The following is a 20315-nucleotide window of genomic DNA, read 5'->3' as shown; positions in this document are numbered from 1 at the left end:
GCATCTCGCGGAAGGCGGCAGCGGGGGTGCGCCGCCGATCCTGCCATGGATGCGCCACGGGGCCGAAACACGGCGCCGCTAGCCTCGAAGCGATCGCGGGGCGGACCCGCGCGGGAAGGCGGCGGCGGATGCGGCAGGCGGAGTGGGCGGTTCAGCCCGGGGAATCGGTGCCCGACGGAGTCGAGTACCTCGCGGCGAGACCGGGGTCGGTGCTGTGGGGGCGTCTGCCCTGTGCGGCCGATTCGCCGGTGCTGACGATCGACTCCGGCACCGAGGTCGTCATCGACACGCTGAGCCACGAGGGCGTCCTGGAGGATCAGGGGCGCGACCCGCTCGCCTACTTCGGCGGGCACGGCGTCCCTCCCGAGGGCGTGCTGCGCGATGCGATCGAGCTCGCCGCCTCCGGGCCCTTCCGCGACCCCGCGCTCGACGGCCCGCACATCGTCACCGGGCCCATCGCGGTGCGCGGTGCGCAGCCCGGCGATCTGCTGCGGATGACTCTGCTCGAGGCAGAGCAGCGCGTGCCCTACGGAGTGATCTCGAACCGGCACGGGCGCGGCGCGCTGCCGGGGGAGTACCCCCTCCAGCCCGGCCCGTTCAGCGCGTTCGCGCGGGTCGAGGACGGAGCCGACGGCGTGCGGCGCGGGGTCCTGCCCCTGGTTCGCGGGGGCGAGCGCTCGGCGCGGTTCGAGCTGCACCCGTTCCTCGGGATCATGGGCGTCGCGGTCGCGGGAGATGTGCGGCCGCACTCCGTGCCTCCGGGTGCGCACGGCGGGAACATCGACATCTCGCTGCTGACGGCCGGGACGAGCCTCTACCTGCCGGTGCAGGTGGAGGGTGCGCTCGCGTACGTCGGCGACCCGCACTTCGCGCAGGGCGACGGTGAGGTCGCGCTGACGGCGATGGAGGCGAGCCTGCGCGTCCGGGTGCGCTTGGAGGTCGTGCCGCAGGCGGAGGCGCTGGCGGAGTTCGGCACACTCGTCGGACCGCTCGGTGAGACGAGCGAGTTCCTGGTGCCGACCGGCATGGACGAGGACCTCGACGTGGCGGTGCAAAACTGCGTGCGCGCCGCGATCGCTCTGCTGCAGGCGCGCTACGGGATGGACGCAAGCCTCGCCTACGCCTACCTCAGCGCCGCGACCGACTTCAACATCTCGCAGGTCGTCGACCTGGTGAAGGGCGTGCACGCCTGCGTGCGGACGGCGGACTTCGATGACTGACCCGCGGGTGACCTCGCTCGAGGGCGAGCTGCCGGAGGGGCTCGTCGACGCGGTTGAGGCCTATGAGGCGGCCCTCGCGGCCGACGACGTCCCCGCCCTCGCGGACGCGTTCGTCCGCGCACCGACGACGCTGCGGGGCGACGCCTCCGGACTGCTCGTGGGGCACGAGGCTATCGCCGGCTTCCGCGGGCGGCGGGGCGGGACGCCGCCGCGCGCCCTGGCCGAGCTGCACGTGCGGGCGGTCAACGCGGACACGGCGCTGGTCGTCACGGTGAACGCGCCGGCGGGGGGCGGACGCGGCCTCGTCACGCAGTTGTGGGCCCGCGACTCCGGGGTCTGGCGCGTACGCGCGGCCCAGGTGCACGCGCCTGCCCCCGCGCTCGATCCGCGGGTGTGGCGGGCAGTGGGGGCACCGCTCGTGCCGGCCGCCTCCTCCGGAGCAGTCGACGGCCTGGACGTCGCGGTGAAGGACCTCTTCGCGATCGAGGGACAGCGGATCGGCGCGGGCGTCCCGCGGCGACTCGCGGAGGCGCCGCTCGAGACGTCGACGGCACCGGCGGTGGCGATGCTGCTCGACGCCGGGGCGTCGGTGCGCGGGATCGCGCAGACCGACGAGTTCGCCTACAGCATCGCGGGGCGCAACTCCGGCTACGGCACCCCGCCGAACCCGGCGGTGCCGGGAGCGATCCCCGGCGGCTCCTCCAGCGGGCCGGCGACTGCGGTCTCGCTCGGGCAGGCGGCGATCGGGCTCGCGACGGACACGGCGGGGTCGATCCGGGTGCCGGCGTCGTACCAGGGCCTGTGGGGGCTGCGCACGACGCACGGCGCGGTGCCTGCGGCGGGACTGCTGCCGCTGGCGCCGAGCTTCGACACAGTCGGCTGGCTGACCCGCGACCTCGCGACGCTGCGCCGGGTCGCGGCCGTCGGTCTGGCGGGGGCTGCTCAGGAGACGGCGGGGGGATTCGTGATCGCGGAAGCGCTGCTCGAGCGGGTGGACGCCTCGGTGCGCGCCGCCTTCGGCGCGGCGGTGGCCGACCTCGGCGCGGCGCGCGTCGCTCTGCCGCCGGTGGCCGAGATGGTCGAGGCGTTCCGGCTGGTCCAGGCCGCGGAGGCGTGGGCCGCCAATGGCGAGTGGGTGGCCGCGCATCCCGGCGTGCTGGCGCCGGACGTGCAGGCCCGGTTCGATGCGGCGTCGAGGGTGGACGCGGCGACCGAGGTGGGCGCGCGAGAGCGACTCGCGGAGTTCCGCGCGGCGCTCGACCAGGAGCTCGACGGGCGGGTTCTGCTGCTGCCGTCCGCCTCGTCGGTCGCTCCGGCGCTCGACGCCTCGGCTGAGGTGATCGACGAGGCGAGGACGGCGACGCTCGGGCTGACCTGTCTGGCGGGCATCGGAGGCTATCCGGCACTGTCGGTGCCGCGGCTGCTCGTCGAGGGGAAGCCGGTCGGGCTGTGCCTCGTGGGGCCCCGAGGCGCCGACCTGGCACTGCTGGAGGAGGCGGCACGGGTCGTGGGGTAGCTCGCTCTCGTGGTGCGGGGGCCTTGATGCGCCCGCTGCGCGGGTATCGTGGCCGCCCGATGGGGCCGAATCCTGCTCGTCGAGGAAGAGTGCAGCGCCGTCTCGAGACCCGCCTCGCCGTGCAGGATCCCGAAACACCGGAGAAACGTCTGTTGCGTAGGATGCACACCTGAAACTTCTTTTTCTCTGTCCGTCCGTCCTGTGAAGAGGTGGTCCCCATCATGTCCGCGCCCGCGCCGTTCCTCCCCGTCGATCCGCCGCCGCGCCTGCTGATGGGTCCGGGACCGATCAACGCCGATCCGCGGGTGCTCCGCGCGATGTCGGCCCAGCTGGTCGGGCAGTACGACCCCTTCATGACCGCGACGATGACCGAGACCCAGGAGCTCTACCGGCAGGTGTTCCGCACCCGCAACGAGAAGACGATGCTCATCGACGGCACGAGCCGCGCGGGCATCGAGGCGGCGCTGGTCTCGATGCTGGAGCCGGGCGACCGCGTGCTGGTGCCGGTCTTCGGGCGCTTCGGGCACCTTCTCCGCGAGATCGCCGAGCGGTGCGGGGCCGAGGTGCACGTCATCGAGGCGGAGTGGGGGCAGGTCTTCCCCGTCTCCGCGATCGCCGAGGCTCTGGCGCGGGTGAAGCCGAAGGTGCTCGCCGTGGTCCACGGCGACACCTCGACCACGATGGCGCAGCCGCTGGAGGAGCTCGGCGCGCTCTGCGAGAAGCACGGCGCCCTCTTCTACACCGACGTCACCGCCTCCCTCGCGGGCAACGCCTTCGCGACCGACGAGCTCGGGCTCGACGCGGTCTCGGCGGGTCTGCAGAAGTGCCTAGGCGGCCCGTCCGGATCGGCGCCGGTCACCTTCTCGGAGAAGGCCGTCGCGGTGATCGAGTCGCGCAAGAGCATCGAGGCCGGGATCCGCGACGAGGACGACGCGGTCAGCGCGCAGCGGGTCCGCTCCAACTACTTCGACCTCGGCATGGTCTTCGACTACTGGGGACCGCGCCGCCTCAACCACCACACCGAGGCGACCACGATGCTCTACGGCGCCCGCGAGTGCGCCCGCATCATCGTCGAGGAGGGCCTGGACCAGACGGTCGCCCGGCACACGCTGCACGGCTCGGCGATGCTCGCGGGCGTCCGCGGACTCGACCTTGAGGTGTTCGGCGACGTCGCCCACAAGATGAGCAACGTCGTCGCGGTGCACATCCCGCAGGGCGTGGACGGCGACGCGGTGCGTGGCGCGATGCTGACCGACTTCGGCATCGAGATCGGCACCTCCTTCGGCCCGTTGCACGGGAAGGTCTGGCGCATCGGCACGATGGGCTACAACGCCCGCACCGACGCGGTGCTGACCACCCTGGCGGCGCTGGAGGCGGTGCTGCGCCGCGCGGGCGCCTCCGTGCCGGTCGGCGGGGGAGTCGCCGGAGCGTACGAGGTCTACGGGGCGGCGCGGGCATGATCGACGCCGCCGCGATCATGGCCCGCTGCGACGAGCTCGCCGCGGTCTCGAGCAGCCGCAGCGGGATCGAGCGCGTGTACCTCTCGCCCGAGCACGCCCGCGTGAACGCGATGGCGGCGCGCTGGATGACGGAGGCCGGCCTGCGCACGTGGCAGGACGCCGCGGGCAACCAGTGCGGCCGCTACGAAGGCTCCACCCCGGGACTCCCGGCGCTCCTGCTCGGCTCGCACCTCGACACCGTGCCCGATGCGGGGCGCTACGACGGGATCCTCGGCGTCATGCTCGCGATCGCGGTCGTCTCGCGGCTGCACGCGGCGGGACGCCGTCTGCCGTTCGCGGTCGAGGTCGTCGCATTCGGCGACGAGGAGGGCACCCGCTTCGGCACGGCGCTGCTCGGCTCGCGCGCGCTGGCCGGCACCTGGGACGAGCACTGGTGGGAGTTGCAGGACGCCGAAGGCACGACGCTCGTCGACGCCTTCCACGCGTTCGGGCTCGACCCGTCGCGCATCGGAGCCGCCGCGCGCGACTCCGGCGACATCGCGGCCTATCTGGAGGCGCACATCGAGCAGGGCCCGTACCTCGAGGAGGCCGACCGCGCGCTGGCCGTCGTCTCGTCGATCGCGGGCGCGCGCCGCTTCGGGCTCACCCTCACCGGCAAGGCCGGCCACGCGGGCGGCGTCCCCCTCGACCGGCGCAGGGACGCGCTGACCGGAGCGGCGGAGGCCGTCCTCGCCGTCGAGCGGATCGCGCGCGAGCAGGGCGTGATCGCGACGGTCGGCCGGCTCGAGACCTTCCCGGGAGCCGTCAACGTGATCCCCGGGCGCGTGGAGTTCAGCCTCGACCTGCGAGCCGAGACGGACGAGCTCCGCGATGCGGCGTGGGACGCGATCGAGCACGCGATGTCGGAGTCGGCCTCGCGTCGGCGGCTCGCGCTGACGATCGAGGAGACCCATTCGGCGCCGGCCGTCAGGGCCTCCGCGCGACTCCAGGAGGTGGTGCGGGCGGGCATCCGGGCGACCGGCGACGCGGAGCCGATGGTGCTGTTCTCGAAGGCCGGGCACGATGCGATGGCGGTCGCCGAGCTCACCGAGTACGCGATGCTCTTCCTCCGCTGCGAGGGAGGGGTCAGCCACCACCCCGACGAGAACGTGACGGAGGCCGATGTCGCGACGGCGCTCGACGCCTTCGAGGCCGCGGTGCTCGCGCTGGCGGACGCCTCCGCCGGGGTGCAGCCGGCGTGAGCGCCGCACCCGTTCCCGCCTCGACGTCGAGCATCGGGCACCGCATCGACGCGGGCTACGCCACGCTCTCGCGGCAGGAGCAGCGGGCCGCCGACTTCATCCTCGACCACCTCGGCGATCTGGCCGTGTACACGGCCACCGAGCTCGCCCAGCACAGCGGGGTGTCGAAGGCCACGGTCTCGCGCCTGTTCCGCAGACTCGGCTTCTCAAACTCGCAGGAGGTCCGCGAGCACGCCCGCGCGCTGCGCAGCTCCGGAGTGCCGGTGGGTCCCGCGCAGGGCGAGGGCGACGCGCTCACGGCGCACCTCGAGAGCGAGCGGGCGAACCTGGCCCGGCTCGCGGCTGCGCTCGGCGACGGGCGGCTGGAGGAGGCGGTGAGGCTGATCGCCGAGGCGCGCGAGGTCGTCGTGATCGGGCTGCGCAACAGCTACCCGGTGGCACTGCACCTCCGTCAGCAGCTCGCGCAGGCGCGCGGCCGCGTGCGAGTGGCACCGCAGCCGGGGCAGTCGCTCGGCGAGGAGCTCGTCGGGCTCGGCGCGGAGGACGCGGTGGTGCTGGTCGGCTTCCGCCGCCGGCCCGCCTCCTTCGCGGCCCTGATCGAGGCACTGGCCGCGCGCGAGGTGCCGGTGGTGCTGCTGGCGGATCCGCCCGCCCGCCGCTACGCCGAGCACGCGGCGGTCTGGCTCGAGTGCCCCCTCGACAGCGACGCGGCGTTCGACAGCTACGCCGCGGCGATGAGCGCGGCGGCGCTGCTCGCCTCCGGGGTGCTGGGGGCCGCCCCGCGGGAGTCGCGCGAGCGCATCGCGGGGATCAGCACCGCCTACACCGAGCTCGCCGAGCTGGAGGAGCGGCGGTGACCGAGGCGGCGGAGCTGATCCGTGCGCACGCGCAGCACCCCGTCGGCTGCCGCGAGCAGCCGGAGCCGCGCGGACGGGCGGAGCTGATCACCCCCACCTGCGGCGACCGCCTCGAGCTGCGCGTCGGCGGCGACGCGGGCCGGATCGTGCTCTCGTGGGGCGGACGCGGCTGCGAGGTCTCGCGGGCGTCGGCGTCGATCCTGGTCGACGAGCTGGACGCCCTGCCGGTCGCCGTGGTGCGCGAGCGCCTCGTGCTGTTCCTCGCGGCGATGGCGCGCGGCTCCGGCTCGCTCGCGGGGGACGAGGAGGCGCTGCTCGTCGTCGCGGGCAACCCCGTCCGCTCGGTGTGCGCGACGCTCGCCTGGCGCGCGCTCGCCGGCGCCCTCGACGACGCGGGGCTCACGTGACCGGCTCAGCCCGGTCCGTCACGGTCGAGGCCGGACCAGAGGTCGCCGCATTCGATGCGACGGACGTCTGCACCGCTCAGCAGGTCGCGGGCGCCGGAGTCGCCGTGGACGCGGGCGATCAGCTCCGCCCAGTGATCGCGACCGAGCAGCACCGGATGGCCGGGCCTGCCCTCGAAGACGGCCCGGGCCAGCACCTCCCGAGTCGGCGGGGCGCCGTCCAGGAGGCGCGCGCCGACGCCGACGGGCTCGTCCGGCAGGTCGACCAGCGACACCAGGGCCGCCGCGTCCTCCGCCGCGCCGTCCGCCGCACGGAGGCCGGCGCGGAGCGACGCCGAGAGACCGCGCTCCCAGTCGTCCGCCACGACCACCGAGGCCCCCGACGGCACCAGGAGGCGCGCCCGCGCGGCCTCCGCGCCCAGGACGACGAGAACCCGACCGCACCCCGCTGCCTCCGAACGGCGCACCGCGCGCTCGATCCACGAGACACCGGACTCGTCTCGCCGCAGCGCCTTGGGACCGCCCGCGCGACGGCCGGCCCCCGCCGCGAGCACCACTCCGACCACCGCATCCACTCGACCATCGTGCCCCAGACGGAGCCCGCGGCCCCGCACCGTCCGACGAAGGAGACCGCATGACCGGCCCCACTGTTCCTCCCGAGACCGCGAGAGAGGTGCTGCTCGCGTGCCTCGCCGTGCCGCGCTGGGCCGACGAGGTCGCTGCCGGTGCTCCCTACGCCTCCGTCGAGGCCCTCGCCGCGGCGGCCGACGGGGTCGCTCGGACTCTCAGCGCCGGCGAAGTGGAGGCCGCGCTGGCCGACCACCCGCGGATCGGGGAGCGGCACGCGGGCTCGGGTCGCTCCTCCACATTCTCGGCCGCGGAGCAGGCGACGAGCCTGTCCGAGGACGAGGCGCTGGCCGCCCGCCTGCTCGCGGGCAACCGGGCCTACGAGGAGCGCTTCGGACGCGTCTTCCTCATCCGCGCAGCCGGTCGCGACCGCGCCGAGATCGTGGCCGAGCTCGAGCGTCGCCTCGCGCTCGACGAGCGGACGGAGGCCCGGATCGTCGCGGAGCAGCTGCGCGAGATCGCCGTGCTGCGCGTGCGCGGCCTCGCCTCCGACCTGCTCGTCTCGACGGAGCCGGCGCGATGAGCGCGCACGCCAGCCACGTGACCACGCATGTGCTCGACGCCGTGCGCGGTCTGCCCGCGCAGAAGGTGCCGGTCGCGCTTGAGGCAGGCAGCAGCTCCGGCTGGCAGCGTCTGGTCGAGGCGCGCACCGACGCCGACGGTCGGGTGAGCGCCTTCGGGCCTGAACGGCTTCCCGCGGGCGTCTACCGCGTCGTCTTCGACACTGCCACCTGGTTCGCGGCGTCGGGCACGGAGTCGTTCTACCCCGAGGTGGTCGTGGCGTTCCGCCTCGACGAGGGGACCGAGCACGTGCACATCCCGCTGCTGCTCAGCCCCTTCGCCTACTCGACCTACCGGGGGAGCTGATGCAGCTGCACGACGTCCTCGACGCGCCGCAGCTGCGGCTGCGCGTCCTGGTCGCCGGCGACGGCGCCCTCGCCCGGTCGGTCGACGGGATCTTCACCACAGACCTCCTCGACCCGCGCCGCTACCTCGCCCGTGACCAGCTGGTGCTGACGGGGATGGTCTGGCGGCGCGACGCGCACGACAGCGGCGCGTTCGTCGCGGCGGTGGCCGAGGCGGGGGCCAGCGCCCTGCTCGCCGGCGAGGGACTCTACGGGTTCGTGCCTGACGATCTCGTCGTGGCCTGCCGTGAGCACGACCTGCCGTTGATCGCCGTGCCGGCCGATGTCTCGTTCGGAGCGATCACCGCGCACCTCTCGACAGCGCTGGCGGGGGACCGCGTCGCTCGGCTGACCGCCGCGCTCGCCCGCCAGCGGGAGCTGCTGACGGAGGTCTACCGCGGGCAGCAGCTCGATGAGCTCGTGGCCCGGACCTCGGGCGAGCTGGGGCTCCCGGTGACCGTGCTGACCGCGACCGGACGGACGGCCGCCTCCGCTGCCGGGCTCGGACCCGGCGACGTCGAGCGGGTGGTGCGCGCGGCTCTCACAGCCCGCAGCAGTCCGGTCGTCGTCCCGGACGCCCGCGGAGGTGCGCTCTCGGTCCTGACCGTCGTCGGGACGGGAGAGCACCGGGCGACCGCCTGGTTGGTGGTGGTGGGCGGCGACTGGACCGGTTGGCCGCCCGCCGTGCTCGATGCGGTGACCGAGCTGGCCGGAGTGGTGGGCGTGTACCGGCTGCAGCGCGAGGCCACGCTCCTGGCCGACTCCGCACTCGCCGACCGCCTCCTCGAGCTGGTGGAGGAGGACAGCGAGCAGCCGGAGGCCGGCGTCTACCTGCGGCAGGTGGGGCTCGGTGGTGTGGAGCACTGCGCGGTGGTCGCGGCCGAGTTCGAGAGCGACGCGCCACCGGACCTGGCGCGGCGGGTGCTGACCGACGCGGCCGCCCACCTGGGCCGGGCGGTCGTCGGCCGTGACGCGCAGGGCGTCGCAGTGGCGGTGCTGCCGGCGGAGGCGAGCGACGAGGTCCCGGCGGGTGCGGATCCGCTCGCCGTCGTCACCTCCGCGCTGCGGCGCGCGGGAGCGGCCTGGCCGGGCCTGGTGCTGCGGGTGGGGACGAGTGCTGCGACGACGCTGCCGGCCCTCGGCGGGGCGCTGCGCTCGGCGCGCTCCGCGATGCTGCTGCCCGGCGCGCCCGGCGACGATGCTCCGGTGCGCGTCAACGACTCGGGCGACGTGACCTCGGCGGTGCAGCTGCTGAGTGCGGTGCCCGACCACCTCCGCTCGGTGTTCGTTGACCTTGTGCTCGGCCGGCTGATCGAGCACGACGCGCGCTACAACTCCCAGCTCGTCGCGACGCTCACCGCGTTCCTCGACTGCGGAGGCTCCTGGGTGCGCACGGCGGAGCAGACCCACCTGCACCTCAACACGGTGCGCTATCGCATCGCGCGGGTGGAGGAGCTGACCCTGCGCGACCTCTCGGACACGGCCGACCGGGCCGACCTGTTCCTGGCGCTGCGGCTGCGCTGACACCCGGCGATCGGCAGGAGCCGGTGCGATCTGCAGCCGATGACGCGCTCAGCCGAGCCGTACTAGCCCGGAGCAGCGACCCGCCGCCCCTGCACGTGCACCGCCGCTATCGCGGGCTCGCGCAGAGTCATCAGCACCGCGAAGAGCAGCTGCGCAGCCGCCTCTTCCTCGTCATCGGCGCGGATGCCGTGCGCGAGCACGTCGGCGAGCGGCTCCCAGAGGCGCGGCTCGATGCGCACGAAGTCCGCGTCCTTGCCGAGATCGAAGTTGCCGAACCGCGCCTCCTGGTTGAGCGCCCGCGCCCCGGCGAGCGTCGCCGTGAACAGCAGCTCGGCCGGGTGCAGCGCGATCGCCGCATCGCCCGGCTCCGACAGATGCACCTTGAACGCGTCGTTGGCGACGCGCGGGAGCAGCCACTCGTCACCGGCGCCGATGTCGCTGCCGAGCGCGATGGTCACCCCGGAGGCGGCCGTCCGCCGCCAGGGCATCGTGCCGGAGCCGAGGAACTGCTGCGACGTGGGGCAGTGCGCGATCGAGGTGCCGGTCTCGGCCATCCGGTGCAGCTCCGCGTCCTGGCAGTGCACCGCGTGGGCGAGGATCGTGCGCGGGCCGAGCAGAGAGGACCCGCCGCGCGCGGATCCGGGCAGGAAGAGCCCGTCGTAGGTGTCGAGGTAGCTGCGGGTGCCGTAGGAGCCGAGCACGGCCGCGATCTCGCCGTCTCCTGGGCGGTCGTTCTCGTTCAGATGGCTGTGCACGTACACACCGCTCGCGCGCACATCGTCGTAGAGGTCGCCGAGTGCGGCGAGCAGCGAGGGCGTCACCGAGAGCGAGAAGCGCGGAACGATCGCGACCTGGAGCAGAGACGTCGTCGCCTCGCCGGTGTCGACCGTGTGCCAGCGCGTGATCTCGTCACTGACCAGCGCGAGCGCGTCTTCCTCCGAGGTGAGCAGTCCCCGGGCGGAGGCGGGCCCGACGGTCTGGATCCCCCGTCCCGAGACGATCCGCAGGCCCGCTTCACGGGTCCGCTCGAAGAGGGCGTCCTGCGCGGCGGGGAACGCCGACCCGAAGACCATCGCGGCGGTGGTGCCCGCCCGCACGCGCCGACGGGTGAAGGCGCGGGCGACGACGTCCGCGAAGTCCGGATCCGCGAGGCGCGTCTCCGCAGGGAACACGGTGCGGTCGAGCCACTCGAGCAGCTGACCGCCTCCGAAGCCGTCCGACGAGAACGTCTGCGGGAAGTGCACGTGGGTGTCCACGAAGCCGGGCAGGAGGATCGCCGACGCGTCGCCCGTGACCGGCCACGAGGCGTACTCGCCCGGCAGGTCGCGGTGCGCGCCGACCCAGGCCACGGTGCCGGCGTCGTCGACGACGAGCGCCGCGTCCGGAATCGACACCAGCGACTCCGCGGCGGTCGCGAGCGTGGCCCGCCCGGCGATGTGCAGGACGTGGCCGCGGTGGACGCTCCGGCGCGGACTCACACCAGCCCCGTGTAGGCGGTCCAGGCCGGCCCTGCGGGAGGGGCGTCGTCGCGCGTGACGCTCGCCTGGATCAGCCCGTACGGGCGGTCGGCGGCGTGGAAGACCTCGTTGTCGTTCTCGACGCCGAATGGTGAGAGGTCGTAGACGAAGTGGTGCTTGTTGGGGGCGGAGAGGCGGATCTCGACGATCTGCGGGTACTCCTCCAGCACCGCCTTCCCCATCTCGAAGAGCGTCTGCTGCAGGGCGAGCGAGTGCACGGTCGCGAAACGGCTCACCATCAGCGCCTTCACGCCCGCGTAGAGCGCCTCCCAGTCCATCGCCGCGATCTCCTCCTCCGACAGCGCGAAGCGCCACGTGGCGACGAGGGAGGTGGCCATCACCCGGTCGTTCGTGGGCTGGAGAACGGTGTACGGGTCGGTCAGGAAGCCGTGGAACTCGGAGCCGGTGGACTTGAGGATCGTGAGGTCCTTGAAGCCGCCGGTGATCCAGACCTGCCGCTGGTCTCCCGTGCCCTCGACGGTGACCGAGGCGGTCCGGGTCTCCTGACCCTTCCTGACCCAGGTGTGATCGTGCTCGCGGCCGTCCACGAGCACACGCTCCCAGGCGAACTCCTCGATCTCGATCCGTGCGCCGTGCACCGGCGAGTAGCCGTCGACGAAGTGGCGGGCGAGCTCGAGGCCGTACGGCTCGATCGAGCGCAGACCCTTCTCCTTGGCGAAGGAGTAGGCGGTCTGCTTCTGCGTGTCGGTGGGCAGGACCGCCGACTGGTCGCCCTCGCGGTGCGCGGCCTCGAAGTCGCCGCGGAGAGCGGTGGAGACGTTGACGTCGTGGATCTCGTGCCGTGGGGTCTCGCGGTAGATCCGCACGACCCGGTTCTCGGCCTTCCCGTACTGGTGGTCTCCGAGGATGATCGACATGTCCGCTCCTGTCCGTTGGTGAGTGCCGCGTGGCGCCCGGTCGTGGATCGGGGCCCGCGAGCCCGTCTGCCAGCCTCCCGCTCCTCGGTGCGGGACCGCCTCGGCGGAGCCGCCAGAATCTCGGCCGACGCCCCGTCGAGTCTTGTGCGATCGGTCCGCCGTGCGCTCACGACCCGCCCCCGTTCACACACCCGAAACCTGCCGGGAACACCCCGCGCGCCACCGCCTGCGGCGACTCCCACGGCCGTGTGCTCGTCGCCCGAGGCGTCCTGCGGGAGGAGGCGGCGTCAGGGCCGGGTGAGGAGGCGGCCGGTGGGCGGCGCTGTCTCGGGGGCGACCCGTCGGCCACCGACCCAGGTGGCGGCGACGGCGCCGCGGAGGACGCGTCCGTCGTAGGCCGAGACGGGGTTCTTGTGCGCGAGCACGTCGACGTCGACCCGCCACTGCGCCTCCGGATCGAAGGCGACGAGATCGGCGTCGGACCCTGCGTGCAGCAGGCCCTTCTGCCCCAGGCCGACGAAGGCGGCTGTGCCCGTCGACATCCACGCGACGACCTGTTCGAGCGGGATCCCCCGCTCGTGCGCCCCGGTCCAGACGGCGCGGAGGCTCAGCTCGAGCCCCGAGATGCCGCCCCAGGCGATGCCGAAGTCGCCGCCCGCGGCGAACTTGAGCTCGGCGGTCGCGGGCGAGTGGTCCGAAGCGATGATGTCGATCGTCCCGTCGAGCAGGCCTTTCCAGAGCAGCTCGCGGTTGCGCTCGTCGCGGATCGGCGGGCAGCACTTGTACTGCGTCCCTCCGTCGGGGATCGAGCCGGCGTCGAAGGTGAGGTAGTGCGGGCAGGTCTCGGCGGTGATCGGCAGCCCCTCGGCCTTCGCCTCGCGCACCAGCGGTAGGGCCTCGGCGGAGGAGAGGTGCAGGATGTGCGCCCGGCACCCGGTCGCGCGGACCGACTCGATCACGTGCGCGATGGCGCTGCTCTCGGAGGCGGGCGGCCGCGAGTCGACGAAGGCGCCGTAGGAGGTGCCCGGCTCGTTCGCGCTCGCCTCCAGCTCGGCCGGGTCCTCCGCGTGCACGATCAGCAGTCCGTCGAAGGAGGCGATCTCGCGCATCGCCTCGGTGAGCTGGTCCCGGCTCAGGTGCGGAAACTCGTCGACTCCGCTCGGCGAGAGGAAGCACTTGAAGCCGAAGACGCCCGCGTCGTGCAGCTCGCGGAGGGTGCCGAGGTTCGACGGGATCGCTCCACCCCAGAAGCCGACGTCGATCTGCGCCTGCGGGCCGGCGGCGGCGCGCTTGGCCTCGAGACCGGCGACGGTGGTGGTCGGCGGGATCGAGTTCAGCGGCATGTCGATGAGGGTGGTCACGCCTCCTGCGGCGGCGGCGCGGGTCGCGGAGGCGAACCCCTCCCACTCGGTCCGGCCCGGCTCGTTCACGTGCACGTGCGTGTCCACGATGCCCGGCATCAGCACCTGGCCCTCGGGCAGGACGACCTCCTCGGAGGTCCGCCACGGTGCGTCGACCTCGCCGACCGCGACGATCAGTCCCTCGGCGATGGCCACGCTGGCGGGTCGCCGGCCGTTCTCGGTGAGCACGTCGGAGGCGCGGATCACGAGGTCGAGGAAAGGAGCGTCGTCAGGCATGGATCGACCCTATACTCGGCATGTTTCCTGCGTGTGAGCCTCCGCCCGCGGCTGCGCAGGCCGGTCCCGGCAGACCCGCCGCCGCCGCCGTGCGACCGAGAAGAGGAGGCCGCCGTGCTCGAACTCGCCCACGCTGTGCTCGAGCGCGTCGAGGCCGGCGGCAGAGTTGCGGTCGTCACCGTCACCCACGTCTTCGGCTCCGCCCCTCGTGCGCTCGGCTCGTCGATGGCGGTCGATCCCGAGGGGCGGGCGATCGGCTCCATCTCGGGCGGCTGCGTCGAAGCCCAGGCGTACGCGCTGGCTCAGGAGGTACTCGGCACGTCGGTCGCTTCCGGCGAGCACTTCGGCTTCGACGACGAGGCGGCGTTCGCCGCTGGGCTCTCCTGCGGGGGCCAGCTGCGCGTCTTCGGCCAGATCGTCGACTCCGGATCGACCGCGGTGCTCGCCGAGCTGCGTGCCGCCCGGGCCGGCCGCTCGGCCGCGCTGGCGATCGTCGTCGGCGGGCCCTCGGCGCTCGTCGGTCTGGTGCTCACGGGAGCGACCCGGGCGCAGGATGTGCTGGGCCCGCAGCTCGACGAGGACACGGTGCGGCGGATCCTGGCAGAGCGCCAGGCGCGTCTGGTCTCCGGCCGCTCGGCGACGGTCGAGATCGACTGTCAGGGAGTGGAGCTCGAGGTCTCGTTCGTCGTGCACGCGGAGAAGCCGCGGCTGCTGATCTTCGGTGCGGTCGACTTCTCGGCCGCTCTCTGCTCGGCGGGGGCGCTACTGGGCTACCGGGTGAGTGTCTGCGATGCACGCCCGGTGTTCGCGACGTCGGAACGCTTCCCGGGCGCCGACGAGATCGTCGTCGGCTGGCCCTCGGACTACCTCGTGTCGACTCCGGTCGATGCGCGCACGGTGATCGCGGTGCTCACCCACGACGAGAAGTTCGACATCCCGCTGCTCGAGACCGCGCTGACCCTCCCGGTCGCCTACGTCGGCGCGATGGGGTCGCGGCGCACGCACGAGCGCCGGCTGCGGCTGCTGCGCGAGGCGGGGGTGGCGGAGGACGCGCTCGCCCGCCTGCACTCGCCGATCGGGCTGGACATCGGCGCCTCGACGCCGGAGGAGACGGCGGTGTCGATCCTGGCGGAGGTGCTCGCCGCGCGGACGGGAGCCTCGGGGGAGCCGCTCGCGGGCCGCTCGGGTCCGATCCACGCGGCGCACTGACTGCACGGAGAACGGGTGAGGGGGTAACGGCCGCGAAACACCCCGCTGCCATGCTCGACACATGCAGCGCCACGTCATCACCGGAGCCCACGTCGCCACGGTCGACGCAGCGGGCACCGAGCATCCCTCCGGCCATGTCGTCGTCGACGACTCCCGCATCGTCGCGGTCGGCGCCGGGGCCCCGCCGGCCTGGGCGCTCGACGGCCGTGCCCCCACCGGCCTGCCCGCGCAGGAGCCCGTCTCGCTCGCCAGAGTCGACGGCCGCGGCCACCTGCTCACCCCGGGTCTGGTCAACACGCACCACCACCTCTACCAGTGGCTCACCCGCGGCTGGGCGCAGGACTCCATCCTCTTCGACTGGCTCGTCGCCCTCTATCCCGCGTGGTCGCGGATCGACGCCGACCTGACCCGCACCGCCGCGCTCGGCGCGATCGGGGTGCTGGCCCGCTCCGGCTGCACGACGGTGGCCGACCACCACTACGTCTTCCCGCGCGGCTCGGGCGACATCGTCGGCGGGATCGTCGACGCAGCCGGCACCGTGGGGCTCCGGCTGCACGCGACCCGCGGCTCGATGGACCTCGGGGCGTCCCGGGGCGGCCTGCCGCCCGACTTCGCCGTCGAGACGACAGCGGCGGCTCTGGAGGCGAGCGCCGCGGCCGTCGAGCGATACCACGATCCGTCACCGGGGTCGATGGTGCAGGTCGCGATCGCACCGTGCTCGCCGTTCTCGGTGACCGCCGATCTCCTGCGGGAGTCGGCCGTGCTCGCCCGACAGCTCGGGGTGCGCCTGCACACCCACGGCTCCGAGACGCTCGAGGAGGACGCCTACACGCGCGAGGCGTTCGGCCTCTCGCCCACCGACTACCTCGACTCGCTCGGTTGGCTCGGCGACGACGTCTGGATGGCGCACTGCGTGCACCTCGACGCGGCCGCGATCGCGCGGTTCGCTGCCACGGGCACCGGAGTCGCGCACTGCCCGTCCTCGAACGGCCGCCTCGCCGCCGGGATCGCGCCGATCCCTCAGCTGCTGGCCGCAGGGGCTCCCGTGGGCCTCGGCGTCGACGGCGCCGCGTCGAACGAATCCGGGCAGCTCGGCTCCGAGATCCGCGCCGCTGTGCTGATGAACCGCCTCCGCGCCGGCGCCGACCGGATGAGCGCGCGCCAGGCCCTCTCCGTCGCGACGATCGGAGGCGCCCGTGTGCTCGGGAGGCAGGACGAGATCGGCTCGATCGAGACGGGGAAGCTGGCCGATCTCGCGCTCTGGCGGATCGACGGCATCGAGCACGCGGGCATCGCCGATCCGGTCGCCGCGCTGGCGCTCGGCGCGCAGCCCCCGCTGACCCTGCTGCTCGTGCACGGTCGGCCGGCGGTGGTGGAGGGCCGGCTGGTCACCGCAGACGAGGATGCGATCGCCAGAGACGTCGCCCTGGCCAGCGCGGAGCTCGCCTCCCGCGCCTGACGACGACCCTGCCGTCAGCCCTGAGGAGCCTCGGCCTCGACGGTCGCGACGGGTGCGGCCTCCGGGTGCAGGAGCCGCCAGATGCGGTCGCGAGACAGCGGCAGCTCGGTGGGCCGCACGCCGATCGCATCGCGGACGGCGTTCGCGAGCGCGGGCGCAACGGGGTTGTAGGGCGCCTCGCTCATCGACTTCGCGCCGAATGGGCCGAGTTCGTCGGCAGTGTCGGCGAAGTACACCTCGGTCTCGGGCACGTCCGCCATCTGCGGGAGGTGGTAATTCCGGAGGATCGCCGTGGTGACCGTGCCCTCGCCGTCGAGGAGCACCTCCTCGTAGAGCGCCGAGCCGATGGCCTGCGCGACTCCGCCCTCGACCTGCCCGCGGCACTGCGCCGGATTGATCACGAAGCCGGCGTCGGCCGACTGCACCGACTGGAGGATCCGCACCTCGCCCGTCGGCTCGTGAACGGCGACGCGGAAGCCCTGCACGTTGAAGGCGAGTGAGCGTCGGGCGCCGTCCTCGCTCCCGGTCGCGGTGACGGGCCCGCCGGCCGCTCGCACCAGGTCGGCGAACTCGACCCGGGTGCCGTCGGCCGCGAGCAGTCCCTCGTCGTCGGGCTCGAAGGTCTCGTCGTGGCCGGTCAGGCGCTTCGCCAGAGCGCGCAACTCGGCGAGGAGGCGGGTCGCGGCCGAGTACACGGCCTTGCCCGCCACGACCGTGCCCGCGCTGCCGAACGCCCCGGTGTCGTAGCGCGCGGCGGCCGTGTCCGACTGCTGGATCCGCACCCGCTCGGCGGAGGCTCCGAACGCGCTCGCGACCAGCTGCGTGTGCACCGTGGTGGTGCCGTTGCCGAACTCCGCGGTGCCGACTCCGACGGTGAGGAGCCCGTCGGCATCGACCGTGACCGTCGCCTCCGAGAAATGGCCGCGCGGGGGGATCGTCGCGATCATCGCGACAGCCATTCCCCGCCCCGTGCTCCAGCCGGGTCCGCTCGGAGCGGCGGCGCCGGTGCCGCGGGCGAGCGCCGCCTCGGTGAGGTCGAGGCACTGGTCCAGCCCGTAGGAGCCGAAGCCGATGTCGTCACCCTCGACGTGGGTGACGACGAGCGGCTCACCGGGCCGGACCGCATTGATCCGTCGCAGCTCGAACGGGTCGATGCGGAGCTCCCGGGCGAGGTCGTCCATCGCGGACTCGATCCCGAAGATCACCTGCCCGAGCCCGTAGCCGCGGAACGCTCCCGAGGGCAGGTTGTTGGTGTAGACCGCCTGCGCGTCGACGCGTTTGTTCGGTGCGCTGTACACGGCGACCGACTCCGAGGTGCCGTGGAACATCACCCCGGGGCCGTGATTGCCGTAGGCCCCGGTGTCCGAAAGCACGTCGACAGCGAGCGCGGTGAGCCTGCCGTCGCGCCGCGCGCCCAGGGTCACATCGACTCGCATCGGGTGGCGGCAGGGCGCCATCGTGAACTCGTCGCTCCGGGTGAACTCGAACTGCACGGGACGCCCGGTCGCGAGGACGGCGAGCGCGACCACGTCCTCGGTCAGGATCTCCTGCTTGCCGCCGAAGCCGCCGCCGACCCGGGCGGTGAAGACACGGACACTCGCGGGGTCGCGGTCGAACAGCCGCGCGATCTCGTCACGCACCAGGAAGGGGACCTGGGTCGAGGTCCGCAGCACCAACTCGTCGCCCTCGAGCCAGCCGATCGTCCCGTGGGTCTCGAGTGCCGCGTGCGCGACCCGGGAGGTCGAGTAGCGGCCCTCGACGACCACGTCGGCCTCCGCGAGCGCGGCGGTCACGTCTCCGTACTCGCCGTGCAGCTCGGCGACCACGTTCGCCTCCGGCCGCGCGATCCGCGACGCGATCGCGTCCTTGTCGGCGTGCAGGAGGGGAGCGCCGGGCGAGCGCGCCTCCTCCGGATCGAGGACCGCAGGCAGCACCTCGTAGTCGATGTCGATCGCGCGGCACGCGGCCTCGGCCTGCGCCACCGACTCGGCGACCACGACGGCGACCCGCTGCCCGCGGAACCGCACCACGGTGTCGAGGATCCGCGTGTCGTCGGGGTCGTCCAGCCGCGACTCGTGCCGGGCCGTCGAGAACAGGACGTCGGGGACGTCGGCGGCGGTCAGCACCGCGACGACCCCGGGGAGGGCGCGGGCCGCGGACGTGTCGATCGTGCGCAGGCGCGCGTGGGCGTGCGGACTCTGCAGCACCCTGAGGTGCAGGAGCCCGGGCACTGCGACGTCGAGGGTGAACGGCTCGCGACCCTGCACGATCCGGCGGCCGGCCGGAGCGCCGAGCGAGCGGCCGACCCTCGACTCGTCGGCTGTGGGGCGCCCGGTGCGGCGGACGGCGGTGAGCCCGGAGACGGGTGCCGTCTGCGCGGCCGTCGAGCACGAGCGGCCCACCGCCTCCCGGATCGGCCGGTACCCGGTACACCGGCAGAGGTTGCCCTTCATCAGCCGGGGGACGTCCTCGGCCCGCACCCCCTCGAGGGCCGTGGCCGTCACCACCATGCCCGCCGTGCAGAACCCGCACTGGAACGCGCCCGACTCCACGAACGCCTCCTGCACTGCGCTGAGCTCGTCGGTGGTACCCAGACCGGCGGCCGTGGTCACCTCGCGGCCCTCGAGGCGGTGGGCGGGGTAGAGGCACGAGTGGAACGGCGTTCCGTCGACCAGGACCGAGCAGGCCCCGCAGTCGCCTGCGTCGCAGCCCTTCTTGACCTCGAAGTGCTCGTGGTCGCGCAGAAGCGTGCGCAGCACCTGGCCGGGGCGGGGGGAGGCGTCGACCGGCTCCCCGTTGACGGTGAATCTCACGGCGTTCCTCTCGAGAGCTCGGTGCGGATCTCCTCGGCCAGCACGCGCACGACGGCGTGCCGCCAGTCGGCGGCGCCGTGCGGGTCGGTGAACCAGCTCGCGATGCCGTCGATCGCCTCGCCGAGCTCGTCCTCGGTGGGGACGGAATCGAAGCGGAGCAGCTCCGGTCGCACCGTCGCGGCCGTCACCGTCAGCACGAACGCGCCGTCGGCGTCCAGGCGCCCGATCACCACCGCGCCGGAGCGGCCGAGCGGCGAGAGCGCCGTCTTGCGGAACGCCGTGCGGGCGTCGAGCGCCGCGCGGGGGAACTCGATCGAGCGGATCACGTCGCCGTGCGCGAGGGTCGTGCTCATGTTCCCGGTGACCAGCTCGGCCACCGGCACGAGCAGGTCGGAGCCGTCGGCCCGCCAGACGAGCGCGGAGGCGTCGAGCGCGGCGGCCAGGCTGATCATCGGTCCCGCGGGGAGGGCGTTGGCGATGTTGCCGCCGACCGTCGCGACGTTCCAGATCTTGAACGAGCCGAGCAGGGCCGTGCAGCACTGGAAGAACAGCGGATGCGCGGACTCGCCCGCGTCCGGCATCGCGGCCAGCTCGCTCAGGGTGCAGGTCGCGGCGAGGGAGAGCCCGTCCGCCGTTCGCACGACCGGCTCCCAGCCGAACCCCTGCAGATCGAGCAGCTCGTCGAGGTGGTCGTGCGGGAGCGAGAAGACCCAGGACCCGCCGCCGATGACCGCCGTGCGCGGCCCCATCGCCGCAAGCTCGGCCCGCTCGCGCACGACGCGGACGCGCTGGATCGTGTTCAGGTCCATGCCGCGCCTCTCCTTGCGCACCCGTCGCACGCCTCCCCAGTGAACCCCACACATGTGACACGCGTGTTTCCCACCGCCGTACCGCGCACTCGCCGCACCGCACCGCAGCAGGATCACCGCCCGCTCGACCCGGGCGCCGGCTCCGCGTTCCAGCGGATCCGTCCGGGCGCCGGCTCCCCGCCCTGCGAGAAGCGCCGCCTCGACAGGCCGACCGCGTCGAGCCCGACAGAAGCGGGTCC

17 protein-coding genes are annotated in these 20315 nt (G+C 73.6%); 11 read left to right on the top strand and 6 right to left on the bottom strand.

Annotated features, from left to right (window positions below):
* Positions 1-128: 128 nt before the first annotated feature.
* From GSU10_RS08500 to GSU10_RS08475, 6 genes are all read left to right on the top strand, one after another.
* The gene (locus GSU10_RS08500; protein WP_068209968.1) at positions 129-1220 is read left to right on the top strand and encodes an acetamidase/formamidase family protein; all 1092 of its coding nucleotides are present in this window, start codon (positions 129-131) and stop codon (positions 1218-1220) included.
* Positions 1213-2736, top strand: coding sequence for an AtzH-like domain-containing protein (locus GSU10_RS08495; protein ID WP_132504221.1), 1524 nt, complete (start codon positions 1213-1215; stop codon positions 2734-2736). Before GSU10_RS08500 ends, GSU10_RS08495 begins: the two co-directional genes overlap by 8 nt.
* Before the next feature lie 221 nt (positions 2737-2957).
* The gene (locus tag GSU10_RS08490) at positions 2958-4196 is read left to right on the top strand and encodes a pyridoxal-phosphate-dependent aminotransferase family protein (RefSeq protein WP_068213238.1); all 1239 of its coding nucleotides are present in this window, start codon (positions 2958-2960) and stop codon (positions 4194-4196) included.
* Positions 4193-5437 carry an allantoate amidohydrolase gene (locus GSU10_RS08485; protein ID WP_068213235.1) on the top strand — a complete coding sequence of 415 codons (1245 nt, stop codon included), beginning with the start codon at positions 4193-4195 and terminating at the stop codon, positions 5435-5437. The genes GSU10_RS08490 and GSU10_RS08485 overlap by 4 nt, the downstream gene beginning before the upstream one ends.
* Positions 5434-6294 carry a MurR/RpiR family transcriptional regulator gene (locus GSU10_RS08480; protein WP_241972881.1) on the top strand — a complete coding sequence of 287 codons (861 nt, stop codon included), beginning with the start codon at positions 5434-5436 and terminating at the stop codon, positions 6292-6294. The genes GSU10_RS08485 and GSU10_RS08480 overlap by 4 nt, the downstream gene beginning before the upstream one ends.
* A complete protein-coding gene (locus GSU10_RS08475; RefSeq protein ID WP_132504223.1) occupies positions 6291-6701 on the top strand; it encodes an iron-sulfur cluster assembly scaffold protein in 411 nt (136 codons plus the stop codon). The genes GSU10_RS08480 and GSU10_RS08475 overlap by 4 nt, the downstream gene beginning before the upstream one ends.
* A 5-nt stretch (positions 6702-6706) precedes the next feature.
* On the opposite strand, the gene GSU10_RS08470 is transcribed toward GSU10_RS08475, so the two are convergent.
* On the bottom strand, positions 6707-7273 hold the full coding sequence (locus GSU10_RS08470) for a nucleotidyltransferase family protein (RefSeq protein ID WP_132504225.1): 567 nt from the start codon (positions 7271-7273) through the stop codon (positions 6707-6709).
* Between the two features lie 59 nt (positions 7274-7332).
* Between GSU10_RS08470 and uraD the strand changes: the two genes are divergently transcribed.
* From uraD to GSU10_RS08455, 3 genes are read left to right on the top strand one after another with little or no spacing between them, the layout of a single operon-like run.
* On the top strand, positions 7333-7848 hold the full coding sequence (uraD, locus tag GSU10_RS08465) for a 2-oxo-4-hydroxy-4-carboxy-5-ureidoimidazoline decarboxylase (RefSeq protein WP_068213641.1): 516 nt from the start codon (positions 7333-7335) through the stop codon (positions 7846-7848).
* The gene (gene uraH, locus GSU10_RS08460) at positions 7845-8192 is read left to right on the top strand and encodes a hydroxyisourate hydrolase (RefSeq protein ID WP_068213638.1); all 348 of its coding nucleotides are present in this window, start codon (positions 7845-7847) and stop codon (positions 8190-8192) included. Before uraD ends, uraH begins: the two co-directional genes overlap by 4 nt.
* Complete coding sequence (locus GSU10_RS08455) at positions 8192-9754, top strand: helix-turn-helix domain-containing protein (protein WP_132504227.1); 1563 nt, start codon at positions 8192-8194, stop codon at positions 9752-9754. Before uraH ends, GSU10_RS08455 begins: the two co-directional genes overlap by 1 nt.
* Positions 9755-9816: 62 nt before the next feature.
* Here the strand turns inward: GSU10_RS08455 and GSU10_RS08450 are convergent, their stop codons facing one another.
* From GSU10_RS08450 to allB, 3 genes are all read right to left on the bottom strand, one after another.
* Complete coding sequence (locus tag GSU10_RS08450) at positions 9817-11232, bottom strand: amidohydrolase family protein (protein ID WP_068212013.1); 1416 nt, start codon at positions 11230-11232, stop codon at positions 9817-9819.
* A complete protein-coding gene (gene pucL / locus GSU10_RS08445; protein WP_068212011.1) occupies positions 11229-12149 on the bottom strand; it encodes a factor-independent urate hydroxylase in 921 nt (306 codons plus the stop codon). Before pucL ends, GSU10_RS08450 begins: the two co-directional genes overlap by 4 nt.
* 287 nt (positions 12150-12436) lie before the next feature.
* Positions 12437-13786: an allantoinase AllB gene (gene allB / locus GSU10_RS08440; RefSeq protein ID WP_068212009.1), complete on the bottom strand. Its 1350-nt coding sequence runs from the start codon at positions 13784-13786 to the stop codon at positions 12437-12439.
* A gap of 114 nt (positions 13787-13900) precedes the next feature.
* On the opposite strand from allB, the gene GSU10_RS08435 reads away from it, so the two are divergent.
* On the top strand, positions 13901-14995 hold the full coding sequence (locus GSU10_RS08435) for an XdhC family protein (RefSeq protein ID WP_068212007.1): 1095 nt from the start codon (positions 13901-13903) through the stop codon (positions 14993-14995).
* Between the two features lie 61 nt (positions 14996-15056).
* Entirely contained in the window at positions 15057-16454 is a 1398-nt protein-coding gene (locus tag GSU10_RS08430) for an 8-oxoguanine deaminase (protein WP_068212005.1), read from the top strand.
* Positions 16455-16468: 14 nt separating this feature from the next.
* Here the strand turns inward: GSU10_RS08430 and GSU10_RS08425 are convergent, their stop codons facing one another.
* Positions 16469-19267: a molybdopterin-dependent oxidoreductase gene (locus tag GSU10_RS08425; protein ID WP_068212001.1), complete on the bottom strand. Its 2799-nt coding sequence runs from the start codon at positions 19265-19267 to the stop codon at positions 16469-16471.
* A complete protein-coding gene (locus tag GSU10_RS08420; RefSeq protein WP_068212000.1) occupies positions 19264-20076 on the bottom strand; it encodes an FAD binding domain-containing protein in 813 nt (270 codons plus the stop codon). The genes GSU10_RS08425 and GSU10_RS08420 overlap by 4 nt, the downstream gene beginning before the upstream one ends.
* Between the last annotated feature and the right edge of the window lie 239 nt (positions 20077-20315).

It is taken from the genome of Rathayibacter tanaceti (assembly GCF_009834165.1).
Taxonomy (GTDB): domain Bacteria; phylum Actinomycetota; class Actinomycetes; order Actinomycetales; family Microbacteriaceae; genus Rathayibacter; species Rathayibacter tanaceti.
This window is presented reverse-complemented; position numbering and strand designations above follow the sequence as displayed.